At 67.9% G+C, this 21,927-nt stretch carries 11 protein-coding genes and 1 pseudogene; 10 read left to right on the forward strand and 2 right to left on the reverse strand.

Annotation, left to right across the window (positions count from 1 at the left end):
- The first annotated feature begins 914 nt into the window (after window positions 1-914).
- The 10 genes and pseudogenes from RN743_RS08385 to RN743_RS08430 all read left to right on the forward strand — a co-directional run bounded on the left by RN743_RS08385 (window position 915) and on the right by RN743_RS08430 (window position 17,984).
- Complete coding sequence (locus RN743_RS08385; protein WP_310778815.1) at window positions 915-3,635, forward strand: hypothetical protein; 2,721 nt, start codon at window positions 915-917, stop codon at window positions 3,633-3,635.
- 567 nt (window positions 3,636-4,202) lie between these two features.
- Window positions 4,203-4,697 (forward strand): hypothetical protein, encoded by a 495-nt coding sequence (locus RN743_RS08390; RefSeq protein ID WP_310778818.1) that lies wholly within the window; start codon window positions 4,203-4,205, stop codon window positions 4,695-4,697.
- A gap of 920 nt (window positions 4,698-5,617) precedes the next feature.
- Window positions 5,618-6,859, forward strand: coding sequence for a hypothetical protein (locus RN743_RS08395; protein ID WP_310778821.1), 1,242 nt, complete (start codon window positions 5,618-5,620; stop codon window positions 6,857-6,859).
- Between the two features lie 249 nt (window positions 6,860-7,108).
- Window positions 7,109-7,675 (forward strand): annotated as a pseudogene (locus tag RN743_RS08400) (thioredoxin domain-containing protein).
- 747 nt (window positions 7,676-8,422) lie between these two features.
- A complete protein-coding gene (locus RN743_RS08405; RefSeq protein ID WP_310778824.1) occupies window positions 8,423-10,084 on the forward strand; it encodes a hypothetical protein in 1,662 nt (553 codons plus the stop codon).
- A complete protein-coding gene (locus RN743_RS08410; RefSeq protein ID WP_310778827.1) occupies window positions 10,081-12,381 on the forward strand; it encodes a tetratricopeptide repeat protein in 2,301 nt (766 codons plus the stop codon). Before RN743_RS08405 ends, RN743_RS08410 begins: the two co-directional genes overlap by 4 nt.
- 21 nt (window positions 12,382-12,402) lie before the next feature.
- Window positions 12,403-14,736 (forward strand): CARDB domain-containing protein, encoded by a 2,334-nt coding sequence (locus RN743_RS08415; RefSeq protein WP_310778829.1) that lies wholly within the window; start codon window positions 12,403-12,405, stop codon window positions 14,734-14,736.
- Window positions 14,726-17,032: a CARDB domain-containing protein gene (locus RN743_RS08420; protein WP_310778831.1), complete on the forward strand. Its 2,307-nt coding sequence runs from the start codon at window positions 14,726-14,728 to the stop codon at window positions 17,030-17,032. Before RN743_RS08415 ends, RN743_RS08420 begins: the two co-directional genes overlap by 11 nt.
- 102 nt (window positions 17,033-17,134) lie before the next feature.
- Window positions 17,135-17,623, forward strand: coding sequence for a hypothetical protein (locus RN743_RS08425; RefSeq protein ID WP_310778834.1), 489 nt, complete (start codon window positions 17,135-17,137; stop codon window positions 17,621-17,623).
- Between the two features lie 133 nt (window positions 17,624-17,756).
- Window positions 17,757-17,984 (forward strand): hypothetical protein, encoded by a 228-nt coding sequence (locus RN743_RS08430; protein ID WP_310778837.1) that lies wholly within the window; start codon window positions 17,757-17,759, stop codon window positions 17,982-17,984.
- Window positions 17,985-18,380: 396 nt separating this feature from the next.
- On the opposite strand, the gene RN743_RS08435 is transcribed toward RN743_RS08430, so the two are convergent.
- Both RN743_RS08435 and RN743_RS08440 read right to left on the reverse strand, forming a co-directional pair.
- Window positions 18,381-19,970, reverse strand: a complete 1,590-nt coding sequence (locus RN743_RS08435) for a hypothetical protein (protein ID WP_310778840.1) — start codon at window positions 19,968-19,970, stop codon at window positions 18,381-18,383.
- 87 nt (window positions 19,971-20,057) lie between these two features.
- The gene (locus RN743_RS08440; protein ID WP_310778843.1) at window positions 20,058-21,791 is read right to left on the reverse strand and encodes a leishmanolysin-related zinc metalloendopeptidase; all 1,734 of its coding nucleotides are present in this window, start codon (window positions 21,789-21,791) and stop codon (window positions 20,058-20,060) included.
- Between the last annotated feature and the right edge of the window lie 136 nt (window positions 21,792-21,927).

Genomic DNA, 21,927 nt, shown 5'->3' on the forward strand with positions numbered 1-21,927 from the left:
CGGCGAAGTACGCCTCCACGGCGGCAACCAGCTTCTTGTTCGGTCCGGCCATCGTATCTTCCCAACGCTTCGGCCATGCCTCTTGCCGTCCGGCAATTCTCAAGGAAGATACCACGTCGCGCGGGTTCGCGGCGGTTCGGACGGCGGCTACATTCACTCCGGTCCGATGCTCAGAAATCGGATCGGAACGCTGGGGGTCGAAGGGGGCACGGCCCCCTCGCCAGCCCCGCTCGGGGACGCGCGAAGCGTGGCCCCAGCGGGTGGGCTGGCTCAACGACGTTAGCGTGCGTCGAGCCAGCCTTGGGACGGCCTCCGAAACGGCCTCTCCGGGCACCGGCCGGAACAGCCTCGACCAGCCGGTGGCGGCCAAGCTCCCCGACCCCCTTGCTGCCGGCCGGGCAACGAGGGCGGCGGCGGCGCGCGCTGCCGCGCGCCACATTCCGCCCTACCCGTACCCCTCGGAGACTTGAGATCGTCGATCCTACGCGATCCCACGGCCCGTAGATTACCCGAAACGCGCCCTCAGTCCCTCGGAAACCGCGTCTGATCCCCGTCGGAGGGCTGCGGCACGTCCGGTCACCGCTCTCGGGCGTCGGGAGCATTAGATTTTCACGCTCCGCCTCAACCCATCCTCCCCTGCGCTATCCATGCCCCTGACCAAACTCGGCAAGATCATCCTTGGCAACCGCCGCGCCGGTGCTCCAGACCCCCAAAGCGATGAATCGGCTCCAGCCACGGCGGTTCGGATGGGTGCCCGCGCGGGAATCGACCCCCGGCTTAGGCGGTTGGTGGAGCGGGGTGTGCGGCCGAGCGCCGTGAGTTTGTGGAACGTGCTGAACCGAGAGGAGCGCGAGGACGGCGTTCGGTGGTTCATCGAGAGCGATGACATCGGACGCGAGACGGTCTGCAAGGCGGTGGCCGACGCCATGAGTTTTCGTCCGCAGACCGTTCGCCGTTGGCCAATCGACAAGATTGTCCGGACCGCTTGCACCGTTCCACTGAAAGATCCGATCGTCACACAGATCCTCTTCCTTCACTGCGTCGACACACCCACACGTCTCCCCATGATCCGGGCCTTTCTGAACGGCCTTGGAATACCGCACGACGACGGCCAACTCGAATCGGTCGAGAGCGTTGACGCATCGCAGGACGTTCTGGCAACCGTTGCGGCCAAGATGGCCGACAAGTACGGGGACCGGGCCGTGGCTATCTACATCCTTGCCCTTTGGGAGGTCGGAGCGCCGCTCGGGGAGAGGTCGTGCGCGTGGCTGAGGGATCGTTGGGGCGTGGGCGATACGGAAGGCGGTATGGAGTCGGTTGAGGCCGCTCAGCGAAGTGCGGCCAAGACCGCAATCAAGACATCCGACGCGGATGTTCCGCAACGTCAGGCGGCGGAGCCTCCGGATCGGGAAGGCCTTGCCGAAGACGACCCCAGCGACATTTCCACGTCATCGACAGGGATCATGGAGGAGGCTTCAGGTGATGAAGCCGAGGGGGAAGGCGTCCCGGTACGCCGACATCTCTCGTCGTCCTCCCTTCCGGCATCGCTCACGATCCTGGACCGGCTTATCGAGCGGGCGCTCGACGACTGTGCGCGGGAGACGCGGGGGGCGCTGAGCGAGAACGAGATCGACGCCGTGATCGACGAGTTCGTCGGGCTCAACGGCACTCGGCATGAGTCCTACTTCCACGCGGGATACAGGGACGCGCTCTTCGACCGCAGCGCGGACGACTCCTTGAGCGTCAGGCGTGCGGCGCGTTTGGAATGGTACTGGACGGGAGCCGTGAAGGCATGGGCGGCGCACGAACGATGGGACCGGATCGTGCGCGAGTACGACGACAACCCATTCGTCAGGGAGTTGGTGAGCGGGAGAAGCCAAGCTTCGCCGTTCGCGGTTCTTCCCATCGTGAGGGCCTTGCACTGGGTAGGCCGAACAGCCGAGATCGGGCGGTCGCTGACCGACCGTGCGCTGATCTCGGAACCCCGGCTCTTCGATCCGCTCCTTTCCGCAGCCACGGACCTTCTCCGAGAAGGCGACGCCGCCCACGCCCGCCACATCTTTGACCTGCTCGTCCGGGTCGGCGAACAGCTGGAGGAAACCGGCTCGGCTCCGGAACAGCGGGTCCTGCTCGACGCCAGACGCCGCTTCGCGCACAGTCTCCGGGCGCTCCGCGAGCACGAGCGGGCCGAGCGGATTCTGAAGGATCTTCTGGTCGCAGATCCGGATCCAAACGCCCGCGCGATGGTGTACGCGGATCTCGGCCTGATGGCGGGCGGATTCGACGCCATGGAGGATGTTGCGCTGCCGACCGGCCTCGCCGCCGTGGAAACCGTTCGTGAGCGTCTGGCCACGGGTGAGAATCACTTTCGGCGATCAGTCGGGGAAGAAACCGACGGCTCCGCCCACGGGCACTACTGTCTCGGTGTCCTCGCGCTCGCCCGAGGCAACGACGACGATGCGGCGGAGCGCCATCTCGTAGCCGCGCACCTGCGTTTCTCAAAGCGGGTTCAATCCTACGGAAGCTTGGTGCCAAGATCCAACCTCTATGCCGCAATCGCGAAGGCTCGGCAGCTTCAGCCCGACAAGCTCGCGCACGCCGCCAGCGTCATCGTGGACGCACTCGCGTCCGGTGTCCGGTTTCCAATCCACCTCGTCAGGGAGACCGTCGAAGCATTCGACCTAGCCGAGGACAAGGAGAAGCTCCGGCATGTGTCCGAAGCGATCATCAAGGCTGCCGACGGATTGGTGCTGGACGCGCTCGCCGAGTGCGATCCGGCCCTGCAACACTGCTCGCTCCTTGCCGAGAAGCTCCATTCGCGGGCGAGCGCCAGCGGTAGGGCCGCCGATCTTCGGGCCGCCGATCTTCGCGCCGCTGTCCGGGGTCACATGCACGCACGGTCGCACGAACGAGCCAGAGACGCTTTGGATGAACTCGAACATCTCGCTTTGGACGGCGTGGCGATCCCGGAGTTTCAGAAACTCCTCCACGACCCGGCGCGATACGATCCGGCTTGGAGCCGCGAGGACTCGGAGATCGCGTGCGCCCGGAGTCACGAGGCTCTAGGAGAGTTCGAGGCCGCGACCGGGATTCTGAGGAAACTGTTCCACCGAAAAGCGTCCCAGGACACCGAAGACGGGCTCCATGACGCGGCCGGCATTCTGGCACGGATCGCGGGGTACGGCATTGACGGCTCTTTCTACCAAGAGATGCGCGACAGGCACCGGGCGCTCGCCCGACAGTTGGGCGGTGCTCGGGCGGTTGGTGGTGACGGTGCGGTTGGGCCGCCAACCCGGCGGAAACACGTCAGGATCCTCGTGGCCGGGGGGGCCGAGGAGGCGGCCAAACTGGAAGCGCCGGTCCGCGAGGCCCTGCGCGAGCGCGACCCGCAGTTACATGCCACGTTCGTACGGACCGGATGGGGGAGCAACTGGCGCCGCGCCCTGCCCGAACTCGAACGGCACGCGGCCGACCATCACGGGCTGGTGATCCTTCGATTCGTTCGCACCAACTTCGGTCGCCGCGTTCGTCAACTCTGGCCGAATGACCGGCCATGGCGGTTCTGCTGGGGCGGGGGGCGCGGCGCGATCATCGAGACGGTGGAGAAGGTGGCTGCCTTGGTCCGGAACGGCTGATCGTGCTCGGCGATTCGGACACTTCAAGTCGGCCTGTCGGGGGAGCATGGAGACCCTCCGGGATTCCCGCCACTCTAACGCGGTTTTCCCGCCTTAGCGGCACAGTCCAGCAAGGTCCAGCTCAACGGCAGGAAACGCAGATCGTGCAGCCCTGTAAGTAGTTAGCCGATTTCCTGCCGGGATTTGGCCCTCCGGCGATGCGCCTGAACATCGCCCCGCCCGGCTGGGAGAAGACGTTCGCCGCGCTCCAGGACGCCTTCAACCACGAACACGGCTGGAGCCGGCCGGACGATCCGGCGCGGGCCAGGGTGCAGCAACCGGGTCATCGAGCCTACATCGAGGCGGCGCAACTGCGGGCGGGCCTTCGGCTCGAAGCCTCACCCCGAGACCTGATCCGCGACTACCTGCTCCAGCGCGTCGAGCAAGGCGCGGTGCGCGATCGCCACGAGGTCGTCGCCGCGCTACGGGAGGCGGGCCTCGAAGTGCCCCGCCAAGGCATGGACTACCTGACCGCCATGGACCCCGAGACGGGGAAACGGTGGCGGTTGAAAGGAGAACTGTACGGAGTTGATTTCCAACGCGAACGACTTGACCGAGCGGCTGCGGAAGAAGTTGGAGACCGAGCGCAGGGAGATCGAGGAGTTGACCGCCGACGAGCTCGAACGGCTCGCCGGGAACTCGCGGCGCGCCGTGAGATACGCGCTGCGTACCATCAGGCGCGATACGGAGGAGGCGACCGGGCGGATGCGCGAGTTGCTGATGAAGGGTTGGATGAGGCCCCTGATCGTCGGCCTGAGCCTCTCGCTCGGCACCTTCGGCGGAAGCTGGGCGACGATGCGCTGGTTGTCGGGGAGCATCCACACCCGGATCGAGGCCCGCGCCGAACTGGGCCGGGACATCGAGGACGCCCGGCGGACGCTCGCCCAACTGGAGGTGGACACCTGGGGGCTCGTGTTCCACGAGATCAAGGGCGAGCGGTTCGTCGTGGTGCCGGACGGCGTGCTGGACCGTCCGCCGTGGCGGGTGGACGACCGTCCGGCCTTGAAGCTGTCGAACGAGTGAGGAGGCTGTATGAGCGCGTTAGAGGGGCAGTTGACGAGGGCCTTGCGGAGGTTGTCCGAGCAGTACGAGCGGGAACAGCGGCGGCACTCCGAACAGGTCGAGGCCTTGCGGCGGCAAGTCGAGCGGCAGACCGGGGAGAACGCCACCTTGAGGCGGCGAATCGAGCGGCTCGACGAGCAAGTGACAGGCTTGACCGAGTACTACGGGACATCTGGCGGCGCGAGACCGCGCGGACACGGCTGGTGATAAGGCCGCCCACGCGCGGGCCGGACCGCGACGCCGGACCGAGCCGCTGAGAATCGTCAGGCGGCGAGACGACAGCGTCGCGCGGGGTTCTTCCGGGATCGCATGTCGGTCGATCCTGTACTGACGCCTGATCGCAGCGTTGAGTGCGCAAGACACTGATACGCAGACATTTGACTCGACCTCGCGGCTTCGTAGGTTGGCACGATTGGTTGAATCTGGCTACGTTTCAGGTTTGCGAGTTCCATCTTTTCGAGGCGCTCGGGCGCCGGGAGGATCGTTTCATGAAGAAGCGGCAGAAGCGGCTGGTGACGTCGGTGAGTGCCTTGTTTGTAATGCTCCTTGCTCTCGCGGGCACATCGGCCGAGGCCGTAGTCCCAGCATCCGGCAGTTCCTGCAGGAACGCAGGCGGCTGTGCCGCATCTTGCGGTGGCGACGAGTGCGGAGCCATTGGTGCTTGCTCCACCTACTGTGATGCGGGCGCGTGCGATGGCGGGCTGTATTGGGTCGGATGCCAGCCTGAACTGTTCTAATTTTCGTCGTACCGAAGGTGGATACGTCGTCAGCGTAGGGTGATCTGAAGGCGTGGGGAAACGCTGGGAACGCTACCGGCATGCCGGTGCGCTCTGCCCGGTTTCGAGAACGACCGAGTTAGAAAGACACCATCGGAGGCATGCTTGCGTCTACTGACCGCTCTGATTGTTTCGCTCCTTTGCGTCCCGAGCGCATTGCGCGGACAGGCCGCGTGTCCGACGCCATGGCCGTTGGAAGAGGCCTTGCGGATCGGATCCCCCGAAAGCACGGACCTCGTTGCAAGCGTCTTGGATCTCGCGATCGGTCCCGACAGCGCCCTCTATGTCGCTCAGGCCATGGTGCCCTCGGTCACGGTCTTCTCTCTTGATGGTCGGGTGCTTCGCCGGATTGGTCGCGCGGGCCAGGGGCCAGGTGATATACAGCTTGCGGCGCGGGCCGTCGGCTGGATCGGAGACACCCTTTGGGTGGCCGACTTCAACCGGATCCAGTTGTTCACTTCTGATGAGCACCGACCGGAGCAGGTCATTCAGTTCTCGCTGGGGGTGCCGGAGGAAGGGTCCAGCCTGACGCCGGGCCGCATGCTAGCCGACGGTACTCTCGTCGGCAGGCGTCGCACCACCGATGGGCAAGCTTGGTCATCCCGTGGAGAGAACCCTGGCCTCGCGTTGCGCCGCCTCTCGCGATCAGGCGAAGTTTTGGACACGATCACCACCATCGAATGGCCGGGCAACGCCGTGGAGCATGAGAGGGACGCCCGGTTGTTTCCCGGCCAACACCCGCTCAGGGACCTCCCCCCTATCGGACTTGGGGAATACCTCGCTGCGGTCACGCCCAACGGCTCTGCAGTCGTGCAGATTGGAAAAGTGCATGAAGACGCAACTCCACCGACCTTCGACCTTCTGGTGATATCGATCCGTGGAGACACACTCCTGCATCGGTCCGTCGAGTACGAGCCACGCGAAGTCACGCGCGTGATGGAACGCCGCTTGGCGGACGAGTATGCGGGCTGGAGGGCCGGAGACTACACACAGGGCTCTGAGCTAACCGAGACAACACGCGCGCGTACGCGCCGTGCCGCACGCGGAGTTTTTTGGATGCCGGAGCATCTTCCCCCGGTCAGGCAGGTCGTGGCTGGAACGGACGGAACCATCTGGTTGCTTCGAGAGATGCGTGAGGACCGCGTCGATATCTGGGAGGTCTACGATTCGGATGGAGCGCTGGAAGGCACAGTGGAGATCGGGCACGGTCGCAGTTCGCTGGTTCCGTGGGATCCTCGTCTCGCGGTTGCCCTCGCAAGCCGTGACGAAGTCTGGGGTGCCACGTATGGCGATTTCGGCATACCGTACATTCACCGGTATCTGATTGATCGGACGTGCGCTCCTTAGAACATGTTTCGAGATCTGGCGGTCTCATTACCAGAAGACGATCCTGGCAGGATTGGGTGCGAGTGTGTTCAATGGATGGACGGCAGGCTCGCGCCCCATCCCTCCCCGCCGGCAATTGCGTTTGGCCAACAGAAACCACGACGGAGATGATTGATGGCGAAGGCGAATTGGCTGGAGCGAGCGATGGATTTCGCATCCTTGGGTGCCGGATTGGCGGCGGTGGTTGTGGCAGGAGTGGTGCTCTTTCGGATGGTTGGTCCAGATGTTTCGTCGAGGGAATCGCAGGAGGTTTCAGGCTGGCAGCGGTATGCCGATGTCGGGAATCGATTGGGACCCGAAACCGCAGCCGTCACGATCATCGAGTTCGGTGACTATCAGTGCCCTTACTGCAGAGAATCGGAGGCGCACCTGAGGGCAATTCTGAGAAAACATGAAAACGATGTATCGCTGGTATATCGACATTTTCCGTTGCCAGGGCACGGATCGGCTTATCCGGCCGCGAGAGCAGCGGAGTGCGCGGGAAAGCAGGATCGATTTTGAGAGTTCCATGAGTTGCTCTATTCTGCCAACGGTTGGATTGAGGACACGTCCGAAGCCGGGCTGGCTGGGCTGGCGGAACAGGCACGCGTGGTGAGTATTGAAGACTTTGCCCGCTGCCTTGCGGGTAGCGAGATTGACGCGCTCGTGAACGCCGACTTAGCGGCAGGACGAGGACTGGGAATTCGGGGAACGCCGACGTTCCTCGTGAACGGCAGTCTTCATGTAGGCGTGCTCGATTCGCTCCGGTTCGAGGTATGGCTCGAGGAGTTGAGGTGAGAGTTTGCGGTGAGACCCGATGACCTAATTTCGATTGCTCACGATGGCCCGTTGAGTCCCCGCCCTCGGATGTCGAATTCCCGGTGTCGCACCGGTGCCCGGACTGCCACAGTTGCTTGTCCGTCAAGACCGGCACCGCACTTGCCTCGTCGTTCCCGTCGGATCTAGCTGCTCGGTGTTGGGCCCTACGGTTGCCCCGGACGCTTTCGGCCCGCTACTACAAGGACAGCTCCGAAATCCTCAGCCGCCGGAACGGTCGCCCTCGTCGGCTGAAGCTAAGGGGATGCGCAAAATCGATAGGATTCGACGGGCCGTGCGGCGCAAGTTTCGAGGTCCCCGTTAATCGCCTCCACGCCGAAAGAAACTGCCGGTGTCCGAGGCTTGGCACGACTTCTGGCGCCGCAAGCTGGATCCCAACGTCCGGCGAGACCGGCGAAACGAAGCGGCCGGGGAGGGGAATCGGGCGGCGCGTTCTGGTAATCTGGGAGTGCCATACGAAGCACTCGGATCGGGTTTGCCAAGGCAGGCGGTTTTGCCTTGTTCGCCGCTGACGGCCAGCAGTTTCCGTCCGAGAAGCTCTAGTAAGGGGGAAGGGATTCCCGGTAACTTTTGCATATTCAGAGTGATACGCCACGAGATGGTGGATTTGTATAAAACGTTGTTATATATGTATTTATGACACCATACGATCAGCGTAGCGCGGTTCCGCCCGAACTCGGCGCCCTTTCCAACCTTCGATCTCTCAGTTTGCTGCGGAATGAACTCACGGGTGAGATCCCGCCCGAACTCGGCGGCCTCGCCAACCTGAACAACCTCAATCTGGCCCTGAATGCACTGAGCGGCCGGCTTCCTGGGAGCTTCCTGAACCTCTCGCTCGGCCGGTTCTGGTGGAACGAGAACGCCGCTCTCTGCGCACCCGACACCTCCGCGTTCCGGACGTGGCTGGCGGGGATCGGGGACCACCACCCCGGGCCGTTCTGCGTCGAAGGGCCGGAGGCGGTGGGGACGGTGCCCGCGCAGGTCGTGTCCGTCGGCCAGTCCGCGGTCGTGGACGTGTCCCCCTACTTCCGCGACTCGGACGGGGATCCGCTCACCTATACCGCGTTGTCGGGCAACGCCGCCGTGGTCACGGCGAGCATGTCGGGGAGCGCCCTGACGATTACCGGCGCGGCGCGGGGTCGCGCGACGGTCGCGGTGAAGGCGACGGACCCGGCCGGACTGTCGGCGACCCAGACAGTGGCGGTCACGGTGACGACGCCGAATCGCGCGCCACAGCCGGTGGGGACGATTCCGGCCATGAGGTTGTCCATCGGCGGGAGCAGGTCGGTGGACCTTTCCTCGTACTTCCGCGATCCGGACGGGGACGCGCTCACCTATGCGGCATGGTCAAGCCACCCGAGCGTCGCCACCGTGGGCATCTCCGGGACGGTCCTGAACGTGGCCGGCGTGGGCGCGGGGAGCGCCACCGTGACGGTGACGGCGGCGGACCTGGGCGGCCTGGCGGCGGTCCAGACCGTGGCCGTGCGGGTCGGCAACCGCGCCCCGCAGCCGGTGGGGACGATCTCGGCGATCAGCCTCACCGTCGGCGCCAGCCACACGCTGGACGCGTCGGTGTACTTCCGCGACCCGGACGGCGACGCGCTCTCGTACCGGGTGCGGTCGACCATCCCGAGCGTGGCCGCGGCGAGCGTTTCCAGAAACACCGTGACGATCGCGGGGGTGTCTCTGGGCCGGACGACGCTCACGCTCACCGCGACCGACCCGGCCGGCCTGACCGCGACCCAGACGGTGGCGGTGGCGGTCGTACAGACGCCCAACCGCCCGCCGCAGGTAAGGTCGGGCTGGCGTCTCGACGGCCTTACCGTGGGCGAGTCTCACATGCACAACATCGTGGAGGGACGGCACTTCATCGACCCGGACGGGGACGCGCTCACCTTCACGGCGGTGTCGAGAACCCCGAATATCGTCACGGCGAGCATGAACGGGAACGTCGTGACGGTCACGGGCGTGGCGCCGGGAGAGGGGGTCGTCGCGGTGACGGCCGCCGACCCCTCCGGCCTGACCGCGACGCTCGACGTCGAGGTGATGGTCATCCCCGGGTCGAACCGCGCGCCGGAGGCCGTGGGAACGATTCCAGCGCAGGAGTTGGAATACCCCGACGGCGAAACGTCGGTGGAACTGACCCCGTACTTCCGCGACCCCGACGGCGATCCTCTCACCTACACCGCGAGCAGCTCGGACGAGGACGTGGTCGTGGCCACGACCGTGATATGGGAGGGCAATCGCCCCCTTCTCGTCCTCAATCTGGGCGAGGGTGCGACGAGTGACCTGACGGCTACGGTGACCGTGACGGCGACGGACCCGGGCGGCCTGACGGCCACGCAGACGGTGACCGTGAACGTCAGGTGACGGGGCTGGCCAGGGAGCTCATGGCGCGGCGCGTGCCGCACATGCTCGCGCTCTACGCGGGCGGGTCGTGGGCGCTGATCGAGTTCACGGGCTTCCTGGTCGACGAGTTCCTGCTCTCTCCGCACTGGACGCGGGTGGTCATGACCGCGCTCCTCCTGGTGCTGCCGAGCGTGGCGATGCTCGCGTGGTTCCACGGCCGGCGGGGGCGGGACGACGTGCCGCTGGCCGAGAAGGTCGGGATCCCCGCAAACCTCGCCGTCGCCGCGGTCGCCCTGTTCCTTCTCTTCGGCGGCAGGGATCTCGGGGCGGCGACGACCTCGGTGTCCGTGGAGACGGAAGACGGGGAGACCGTCGAGCGCGTCATCCCGAAGACGGAGTTCCGCAAGCGGGCGGCGCTCTTCCCGTTCGACGCGGGCCCCGGACTCGGCGAGGACGAGGCCTGGCTCACGTACGCCGCGCCCGTTGCGCTCGAGCTGGACCTCGCCGCCGACGACTTCTTCGAGGCGGTGGCGCCCGGCGAGTTCGCGCACCGCCTGTTCGAACTCGGGCTGCCGACGCTGCGCGGCGTGCCGCCGGCCCTCAGGCGGCAGATCTCGCGGGACTTCCACGCGCCGTTCATGGTGTCGGGCGCGGTCGGGCGCGGGGACGCCGGCTATCGGGTGACGCTGACGGTGCACGAGGCGCGGCGCGGGTCGCCCGTGAGCGAGACCCTGCACGAGGGGCCGGACTTCCTCGCACTCATCGACGAGATGTCCGCGACGCTCGCCGAGGCGCTGCGGATCCCCGACCGCCCGGAGGTCGAGAACCTCCCCGTCCGCGAGCGCCTGACCGAGAACGATGCGGCGTGGGAGGCCTTCGGCCGCGCCTCCGAACAACTCTTCCTCCCCACCCTGGACCTCGGCGCCGCGATCGAAGGGTTCGACGTGGCGACGACGCTGGACCCGACGTTCGCGCTGGCCCAGTACGAACTCGCCATGCTGCTCCTCGCCGCCAACGAGCCCGAGGAAGCCATCGCCCCGATCTCGATGGCGGTGGACAACGCCTACCGCCTGCCGGAGCGCGCCGGGTTCATGGTGAAGTCCGACTACTACTTCATCACGCAGCAGGCGGACCGGGCCTGGGCCGTGATCGAGATGTGGGTCGACCTCTATCCCGAGGACACGGCGGCGCTCGACTACTACAGCCTCGTGCAGACCCTGAGGGGGGACTGGGAGGGACTGCTGGAGACCCTCGGCACGCTGTACCGGCTGAGCCCCGGCGAGCACTCCCTCCTCATGGACATGGCCGATGTTCACCGGAGGCTGGGGCAGTACGAACTCGCCCTGAGCGCGCTGGGCCGGTACGTGGAGCAGTTCCCGGACGACGTCGCGGGCCACGTGGAGATGGCCCGCATCGACCGGCGGCGCGGGGAGCACGAACGGGCGCGCGAACACCTCGGCCGGGCGCTGATTGTCGCGCCTACGCTGCCGGACCTGGCCCTGGAGCTCGCCTCGCTCGACCTCGACACGGGCCGCTTCGAGGAGGCGCGCCGGGGGTACGAACAGGCGCTGGAGCTGGCCGACACGCCCGACCAGCGGGCCGCCGCGCTCGACGGCCTGAAGGCGTACCACCGGTTCCGGGGGCAGCTCGAAGCGGCCATCGGGACGACGGGCCCGTGGCTCGACGAGGTGTCGCTGATCCTGGCGCCCGTCGAGATCGCGCAGGACCGGTTCTCCGACATCGACCTCTACCTCGAGGCGGGCCGCGACCGGGCCGCCGCTCTCCTGCTGGACTCCCTGCAGGCGAGGCTGCCGCCTGCCCTGGCCGACTTCCAGGTGCCGCGCTGGAGGCTCCGCATCGCGCTCGGGGCCGGCGACGGCGAGGCGGCGCTCCGCGCGTACGACGCGGCCATCGCCGCCATGGAGGCGAACGACTTCGGCGTGCAGCGGCCGCTGCTGATCGCCGACCGCGGGCGGATCGACGAACTCCAGGGCGACTACGACGCGGCGGTCGAGCGCTTCCGCGAGGCGATGGCGCTGGACCCCGGCCGCAACCTGCACCTCGAGACCGGCCGCGCGCTCCGCGCGGCGGGGCGCCTCGCGGAGGCCGAGTCCGAACTGCGCGAAGCGCTGCGCCGCATCCCCGCGGACCCGCACGCGCACCTGGAGCTGGCCTCCGTACTGGAGGTGAACGGGAACCCGGAAGGCGCCCGGGAGCACCTGCGGAGCGCGCTCGCGGCGTGGGCACCCGCCGACGCGTCGTTCGAGCCCCCCCGCGAAGCCCGCGCGAAGCTGGCCGAGCTGGACGGCGCGAACTGACGGACGACAGGAGTTGACGAGATGAGGGAGAGGCGGGCCGTGGAAGATCGCGCGAAACGCAGGACCTGGGCGGGCAGGCTGTCCTTGTGCCTGGTGGGCATCGGCCTGGCGGGCATCGGCCTGGCGGCCGCGGCCTGCGGGGGCGAGAACCCACTGCCGCCTCCTCCGCCGCCCCCGCCGAACCAGGCGCCGCAGGCGGTGGGCGCGATTCCTCCCCAGAGCGTGAACGTCGGCGAGACGGCGACGATCGACGTGGCGTCGTACTTCGGCGACCCGGACGGAGGGGCGCTCACGTACACGGCCTCGACGTCCAACCCGGCGGTGGTCTCGGTGGCGGTGACCGGAAGCAGCCTGGCGCTGGTCGGGGTGGCGGACGGCGCCGCGACGGTGACGGTGACGGCCCGGGACCCCGGGGGCCTGACGGCGGCGCAGAGCGTGGCGGTGACGGTGCAGACGCCCAATCGCACGCCTGAGACGGTCGGTTCGATCCCCGCCCGGAGCGTGAACACAGGTCAGACGGTGACGCTGGACGTGGTGTCGTACTTCCGCGATCCGGACGGAGACGCGCTGGGGTTCTCGGCGGCGACGTCGGCCGCGGGGGTGGTATCGGTCTCGATGTCTGGGAGCATCCTGACGATGGTCGGGGTCGCGGACGGCACGGCGACGGTCACGGTGACCGCGAGCGATCCGGGCGGCCTGACCGCGGCGCAGAGCGTGGCAGTGACCGTGCAGACGCCGAACCGCGCCCCGGAGGCGGTGGGCACGGTTCCGGCGCAGAACGTGAACGCGCGTGAGACCGAGACGCTGGACGTGGCGTCCTACTTCCGCGATCCGGACGGGGACCCGCTGACGTACACTGCGGCGACGTCGAACGCGGCGGTCGTGTCCGCCGCGACCTCCGGGAGCGCCCTGACGCTGACCGGCGTGGCGGAGGGCGCGGCGACGGTGACGGTGACGGCCCGCGATCCGGGCGGCCTGACGGCGGCGCAAAGCGTATCGGTGAGCGTGCGCCGGGCGGCGGCCCCCGACCTGGAGTTCAGCGGGGTGAGTCCGCAAGCGATCACCGTGGCGCCGGGCGGTGAGGGCGTCGTGGAGTTCACGATCCGGAACGCCGGCAACGCCGCCTCGCCCGCAACGAACTCGAGGGCGCACGAGTCGAACGACGCCGCGATCACCACCTCCGACCGGGTGGCGAGCGACGACATCGCGGTGGAAGCGCTCGCGCCCGCCGTCACCGCGACCGTCCGGCTGAGGATCTCCGTGGCGGCGAGTGCGGCTTCCGGAAGCACCTACTTCGGGATGTGCGTCGACCCGGTGACCGGCGAAACCAACACCGCCAACAACTGCTCGAGCGCCGTCCGGCTGACGATCGCCGCGGCCGACAGCCTCACGCAGCTGACGGACAACAACGCACTTGATTCCAACCCCGCGTGGTCGCCGGACGGGCGCAGGGTCGCTTTCCAGTCCGACCGCGACGGGAACATCGAGATCTATGTGATGAACGCGGACGGCAGCGGCCAGACGCGGCTGACGAACAACTCGGCAAGCGATGGTTCCCCCGCGTGGTCGCCGGACGGACGCAGGATCGCCTTCCAGTCCGACCGCGACGGCAACGAAGAGATCTACGTGATGAACGCGGACGGCAGCAGTCAGACGAATCTGACGAGCGACCCGGCACTTGATTCCAACCCCGCGTGGTCACCGGACGGGACCAGGATCGCCTTTTCGTCCGACCGCGCGCCGGAGGATTTTCTGGAACCAAACTACCCTGACGTCTACGTGATGAACGCCGACGGCAGCGGCCCGATTCAACTGACGGACACCTCCCTGATTGATGAGGCGGCCGCGTGGTCACCGGACGGGAGCAAGATCGCCTTCCACCAGTGGGCGCCGACGGCGGGTCTCCTCCAGGTCATCGTTCCCGCTGACATCCACGTGATGAACGCCGACGGCAGTGGCCAGATGAACCTCACGAGGGGCCGTGTCGAATTTAGGGATCCGTTTGATGAGCACCCTGCGTGGTCGCCCGACGGGACCTGGATCGCTTTCTCGTCCGACCGCGACGACCGGTTTGACGGTAACCGGGAAATCTACGTGATGGGCGCCGACGGCAGCGGCCAGACGAGGCTTACGAACAACTCCGCCGATGATCGCACCCCCGCGTGGTCACCCGACGGGACGAGGATCGCGTTCTCTTCCGACGGCGACATCTACGCGCTGCGGCTTCCCGCGGCCGTTTCACAGCAACCGGTCGGCCGGCAACCCTCCGACCTCGCCTCGGCGGCACCGTTCAAGATCGTCGTCGAGTCCGTCGAAGTGCGTGGAAGGCGAGGAGGTCAGCGTGGTGATAGCTGACGAGGGATCCCTGACCGGATCGGTCATACTCGGGCGTATGCCGGGCGGGATGAGGGCGGGCTGGCTGGCCCTGTGCCTGGCGGGCGTCGGTCTGGCGGTCGCGGCCTGCGGGGGGGAAAACCCGCTGCCGCCTCCTCCTCCGCCCCCGCCCAACCAGGCGCCGCAGGCGGTGGGCGCGATCCCTCCCCAGAGCGTGAACGTCGGCGAGACGGCGACGGTCGAAGTGGCGTCGTACTTCCGCGACCCGGACGGAGGGGCGCTGACCTACACGGCCGCGGCGTCGGACCCGGGCGTGGTCTCGGTGGCGGTGTCCGGGAGCAGCCTGGCGCTGGTCGGCGTGGCCGACGGCGCCGCGACGGTGACGGTGACGGCCCGGGACCCCGGGGGTCTGACGGCGGCGCAGAGCGTGGCGGTGACGGTGCAGACACCCAACCGCGCCCCGGAGACGGTGGGTTCGATACCGGCCCAGAGCGTGAACACGGGCCAGACGACGACGCTGGACGTCTCCTCGTACTTCCGCGACCCGGACGGGGACGCGCTGGGGTTCTCGGCGGCGACGTCGGCCGCCGGGGTGGTGTCGGTCCAGATGTCGGGAAGCAGCCTGGCGCTGGTCGGGGTGGCCGACGGCACGGCGACGGTGACGGTGACCGCGGCCGATCCGGGCGGCCTGACCGCGGCGCAGAGCGTGGCGGTGACGGTCCAGACGCCGAACCGCGCCCCGGAGGCGGTGGGCTCGGTTCCGGCGCAGAACGTGAACGCGGGTGAGACGGCGACGCTGGACGTGGCGTCGTACTTCCGCGATCCCGACGGGGACGCGCTCACGTACACGGCGGCGACCTCGAACGCGGGGGTGGCGACCGCCGCGACCTCCGGCAACAGCCTGACGCTGACCGGCGTGGCGGAGGGCGCGGCGACGGTGACGGTGACGGCCCGCGATCCGGGCGGCCTGACGGCGGCGCAAAGCGTATCGGTGAGCGTGCGCCGGGCGGCGGCCCCCGACCTGGAGTTCAGCGGGGTGAGTCCGCAAGCGATCACCGTGGCGCCGGGCGGTGAGGGCGTCGTGGAGTTCACGATCCGGAACGCCGGCAACGCCGCCTCGCCCGCAACGAACTCGAGGGCGCACGAGTCGAACGACGCCGCGATCACCACCTCCGACCGGGTGGCAAGCGACGACATCGCGGTGGAAGCGCTCGCGCCCGCCGCCACCGCGACCGTCCGGCTGAGGATCTCCGTGGCGGTGAGTGCGGCCTCCGGAAGCACCTACTTCGGGATGTGCGTCGACCCCGTGACCGGCGAGACGAACACCGCCAACAACTGCTCGATCGCGGTCACGATGACCATCTCGGCGCCCGCCGTCCCGACGCGGCTCACGAACCACTCGGGCGATGCCCATAGTCCCGCGTGGTCACCGGACGGCGCCCACCTCGCCTTCACGGGCGAATCCCGGGACGGCCGGACCTCAGAGATCTACCTGATGAATGCCGACGGCGCCGGCCTCGTTCAACTGACCCACGAAGGATCCGCCTGGCAGGACAACGTCGCGTGGTCGCCCCGCGGGGACGTGATCGCGTTCTCGTCCGACCGCGCCTCCCCGGGCAACCCCAACGGTTACCGCGAGATATGGACGCAGAATCTCTCGGACGGGGCGGCGGCGCCGCTGACGCGCCACGACGGCCACGACGACTACCCCACTTGGTCCCCGGATGGCCGAATCGCCTTCGAGTCCGACCGCGACGGCGACTTCAACATCTACGCGTGGCCCGTGGGCCGGACCGTGGGGCCGCTGACCACCCACGTTGCACGGGACGAGAACCCCGCGTGGTCCCCCGACGGGACGAGGATCGCTTTCAGGTCCGACCGCGACGGCAACATGGAGATCTACACGAAGGATCTGAATGTCGGCCCCGGCCTTGGCCTGACGCGGCTCACAGACCACGCCGCTCGTGACGACTACCCGAAGTGGTCTCCCGATGGCGCCAGAATCGTGTTCACGTCCAACCGGGACGGCAACAGCGAGATTTACGTGATGAACGCGGACGGCACCGGCCTGACGCGGCTGACCCGTGACCCCGGTCTCGATTTTACCCCCGCCTGGTCTCCCGACGGCGCCAGCATCGCTTTCGCGTCCGACCGGGCCGACGGGACCGGCAAGCTCGACATCTACGTAATGGCTGCTCCGGCCGCCGACCGTCCACCCTCGGGACGGTCCAGGATCCCGCTCGATGCCCCGGAGCAGCGACTCATGCGGGCCGTGCCGTTCACGATCGTCGTCGAGTCCGTCGAGGTGCCGCGCTGACCGCGCCGCGCGGTCTCCGTTGACGCCCCGTTGATCTCATCGGTGAGCTTTGGTGCAGGAGCTCGAACCGCTAGCTTGAGATCATCGCCGAAGGAGTCGTCCATGCCCAAGCCGAACGCGCACACACCCCGGGCCGGAGCCGATGCCGGCCGGACGCGCGTCGACGACCGCTCGTCCCGCTCGCGCGTCCGACCCTCGGGAGCCGCCGACGGCATCACGGTCACGCGCTGGAGCCTGGGCCTCTCCCTCACGGTCGCGCTCACCGTCGTCACCGCGGCCTTCACGCTCGTGTGGAACCAGACCGTGAGGCTCGGTGAAACACAGGTGCAACTTGTGGCGAGCATCGCTGGCGTGAACGATCGGGTCGCCGGCATCGAGCCGCGAATGTCCACGCTTGAGACGCGGCTGACCGGCATCGAGACGCGGCTGACCGGCATCGAAACACATGTGACCGGACTCGAGCTGCGTGTGACCGGCCTCGAATCGGAAGTGCGCGAGATGCGGGAAGGGGTCGCCGGCCTGAGCGAAGAAGTACGCGAACTCGCCGACCTCATCCGCGACCGGGGCCTGCCCGACCCGCCGACTCAGTAGCCGCTTGGCGGTTGAGAGTCTCTTGATCCGCCACCCTATCATGAGGTCGTCAGGGGTTCGACCGCAGCGATTGCAGGGGCGTGCCGGATCGACCCATTGTAAGTGCCGTGTCCAGGAAGGTGGAGCCGGAAACATGACGAAGAATCCTGATCGCTGGATCGCTGGTATGAACGGGCTCGTGTCGCTCGTCACGCTCCTCTCCCTCGGGTTCAGCGGCGTCTGGCATCTCGGGGGCCGCATGGGCGCGATGGAAGCCGAGATCAGCGGCGTGGAGCAGCGGCTCGAAGGTGTCGAGACCCGTCTCCTCAGCATCGAGGAAGCGCTCCGAGAGGGCACCCGCGTGTCCACCGCCTATCCCTGACGTCACGGTCGCCCTCTTGTGGCGGTCGGGTTTCCGAACAGCGAGGTCCACCGGCGCTGACGTCCCATACCTGGCTCACGGTGTTTTCTCGAGAGGTGCGAGGAGGGCGTCGTCGAGCCGGGACGCCGCTATTCGGGGAGATTCAGCCTGCTTCCCTCGTTCGAACTGCACGCCGCCGCCACCGCCGCCGGCGCCGAAAAAGACGCGTGATTGACAGAGAGAACACGACCCCCCAATATAGGGTGTAATCCCCCAACTTTATGGGGGGCAATGGTTTGCCACGATTCCTCGAATGAGGTAACGAATAGGGGAACGTGAAGGACCGAAATCCCGCGCAACGTTCGGACTTCGAGGACATGGGAATCGACGTCCGCACCGGTGAGACTCAGCGGTCGATCAGGCGCCCCACACGGTGATGGTCGCGCCGTTTCGGCGGCGCTCCTCGCGGTAGATCTTCTCGGCCCAGGTCCTTCCCTCGCGCATGTCGAAGACGACGAGGTGGCCGGCGTCGGCGTCGGAGAGATCCATGTAGCCAGCCGTCTGCTCGAGTCCCTGCTCGACGGTTCGGGCGTGTGAACCGCCATCCTTCAGGAGCTTGCACTCGACGACGAACCGGTCGGCGCGCCCCTCATCGCCGGGCCAGATGACCAGCAGGTCCACGCGGCGGCTTCCCAGCGCGTACTCCCGCTCGATCCGCCCCCGCCCGTTCACGACGCGGTGCAGGAACGCCTGCAGCACGAGTTGGGGGCCCGCCTCGGTGTACTGGGCGCGCTGGACCCAGTGCTCCGAGTCCTGCCGGAAGAAGTCCTGGAAGGCGGCGAGCAGCTTGTCCATGTCGAGGCCGCCGCCGGCATCGACGTACCAGGCCATCGGCTGCTGCGGCATCGCCTGTTGAAGCACCCAGGTGAGTTCCCTGGGCAGCACTTCGCTGTAGATGGGGTTGGCGATACGAAGCGGCGGGTCCGGCGCCACCAGTCCAAGATCGCGCACGTACTCGAAGTCCCGGCCGGAATAGGCCGCATCGTCACCGCTCAGCAGCGGCTCGATCACGCGGCGCACCCGCGGCTCGCGCAGCTTGTCGGCCAGTTGGTCCAGGTGCGTTTCGCGGCGCAAGATTAGCGCCTCCCTTGCCTCGAAGACGTCCGGCTCGGAGATGGGACGGTCGCGCGGAAGGGGCGCGCCGGAGGGGAAGCATGTTTCCTGTGCAAGAGCGTTGACGAGCCAGGGCTGCCCGTGCGTCTGCTCCCACACGGCTTCCAGCGCCTCCCGGGCGAAAGCCTGGCCCGACTCGGCCGTGAACTGGCCCAGCAGGGCCTCGACCTCGGCCCGGGTGAGGTCTCCCAGGCGGAGCGAGCGAGTCTTGATGTTGAACGCGCTGCCCCCCGTGATCACTTCCCGCCCGGATCCGGAGTGGATCCGGTAGTCGCGCACGTCGCGCACGCCGCACAGCACGACGCTGTGCGGGAACGCGGCCGGGCGGTGGGCGTAGCCCGCGCGGAGTTGCCGCAACACGGACACGAGCGAGTCGCCGACCAGCGCGTCGATCTCGTCGATCAGGAGCACGAGCGGCGAGGCGGACGCCTTCGCCCACAGGCGCAGCAGCGTCCCCAGCGCAACATCGGGACGCCCCGTAGTGTCGAGGTCCCGCGCCGCCTCGGCCGTGGCCGGATCGTTCAGCGTGTCCTCGGCTTCGTGGGCGATCTCGGTGGCGATCGCCCCCGTCGCCCGTCCGACGTCCTCGCGGGCCGTCTGCGCCGGTTCGACGTTGATGTACGCGCAACGATACTCGCCCTCGGCGCCGCCGTTCAGCAGGTCGCGCAGGGCCAGCAGGGCGGAGGTCTTCCCCGTCTGCCGGGGAGCGTAGACGACGAAGTAGGCCTTGGAGCGGATCAGATCCAGCACGCCGGCCAAGCTCCCCCGGTCCAGCGGCGGGACGCAGTAGTGCTCGTCCGGCCGGACGGGGCCGGCGGTGTTGAATCGGCGCATGTCCTCAACGTCGCCCCGCCCGCATGAGGGCGCAATCAGCGCGGGACTACGGCGGCGGGGTGGAGCGCTTCGATCCCGAGTACCGGGTCAGTGGCGTTGGATGACTCGGACGATCCGCCCTGCCTCGTCGACCACGACGATGGGTCCTCTCCAGATGTCGTCTCCGTACGGTATCCCCTCGTCTTCCTCGACCGCGCGGGCGGCGTCCGCGTCGGGGAGCCGGTACGGATCGGCCGCCGCCGGATCGACGGAGTAGCCGAGGTCCGCAAGGGACTGAACCGTGATCGCGCTCAGGGGCTCCGGACCGCGATCCAGTTGTCCGGTCATGAGTTCGGTGGTCAGCACGCCTTCCCGCCAGTGGCCGTTCCAGGTCCCCGGGCCGCCGGTGTTCTCGACGGGCACCTTGGCGCCGGCGTAGTTGGCGCCGCCGGCTTCATCGAACGCGGCGATGGCCATCCGGCCCGTGAAGTGGGTGTCGCGCTGATCGTCTTTGGAGGCGGGGTTCCGGAGTAACCCCAGCCGGTCCCAGAGGGTGCCGATGCCGAGCACATGCCCCATTTCGTGGAGGATCAGGTCCTCAAGATCGCCGGTCTCGAGCCGATTGAGGTCGGCAGCATCCAACTCGATCCCGCCGTAGAGGGGCAACGACGTGCCGGTCCGGATCCAGCAGGGCTTGGCTCGTCCGAGGACCCCGCGCCGACCGTCGATCTCGGTCACCGCCACCACGATCATCAAGTCGTCGATCGTCGCGACGGAGCGCTCGAATCGCGGATCGCCGTCGCAGCCCACGGTTCGGTTCAGCGCCACGTCCGGGAGGTCGGACGGCGCCAGAACCGCCATCCACCGCTGCGCCGCGCGGACGAAGGCTGCCTCCTGAGTCCGGGTCACGGGGGTCGCGAAGACGAGTTCGATCTGGAAGCCGGGGGCACTGGCCACGCTGACGTCGAACGCGGAGGAGGCGGTCAGGCCTCCGGGGTCGCTGGCCGTGACCGTCACAGTGACGTCGCCCGGCGACAGCGCCCGAACGGTCACGACGCCGCTGGACACGGAGACGGCCGCCACCCCCGCGTTCGACGAGATCGCCGAGTGGGAAAGCGCGTCGCCGTCCGGATCGGTGAAATAGGAGGAGACATCGACGGTGGCCGTCCCGGCGGAGGGCAGCGCCAGCGGCGGAATCGTCCCCACCGGCTGCGGCGCCCGGTTGGGCACGGTCACTCGGAAACTCTGCTGGGCCGCCTCGCCCTGCGGGTCGCGAGCCGTGATCGTTATCGTCGCGAGTCCCCTCCCGGTTGCGGTCACGGCGACCGAATCTCCCACCACCGAGACGACGGCCACGGCCGCGTTCGACGTCGCCGCCGCGAAGGAGAGTTTCTCTCCGTCGAGATCCACGAAGTAGCCGGACACGTCCACGGTGGCCGTCTCGCCGGTCGGCAGCGTTAGGGGGGTAATCGTCCCGACCGGATCCGGAGCCCGATTCGGCACGGTCACCTGAAACGCCTGCTCCACGCCCGCGCCATCCGCATCGCTCGCCCGCACGGCGATCCTCGTGACCCCGGGGGCCAGGGCCCGGATCGCGATCTCCACTCCCGACACCGCCACCGCTGCCACCGCGGCTCTGGACGACATGGCGGCGTAGCGCAGGCCGTCGCCGTCCGGATCGCGGAACCAGGCGGACGCATCCACCGTCGCGGTCTGACCTGCGAACACGGTCTGGTCCGGAATATCGGCCGTCGCTTCCGGCGGCCGGTTGGGCACCGTCACAGGGAAGCTCTGCTGCGCGATCAGGCCACCCGCGTCGCGCGCCGCCACGGTGACCGTCACAACGCCCCTCGCGTGTCCGACGACCACGACCGAAGTGCCGGAAACCGAGACGGTGGCGGCCGCGTCGTTCGATGAACTTGCCGCGTAGGCGGACGGCTAACGGCCAACATCCCGGCAGGAGATCACGTAAGTCTAA

It is taken from the genome of Candidatus Palauibacter scopulicola (assembly GCF_947581915.1).
Taxonomy (GTDB): Bacteria; Gemmatimonadota; Gemmatimonadetes; order Palauibacterales; family Palauibacteraceae; genus Palauibacter; species Palauibacter scopulicola.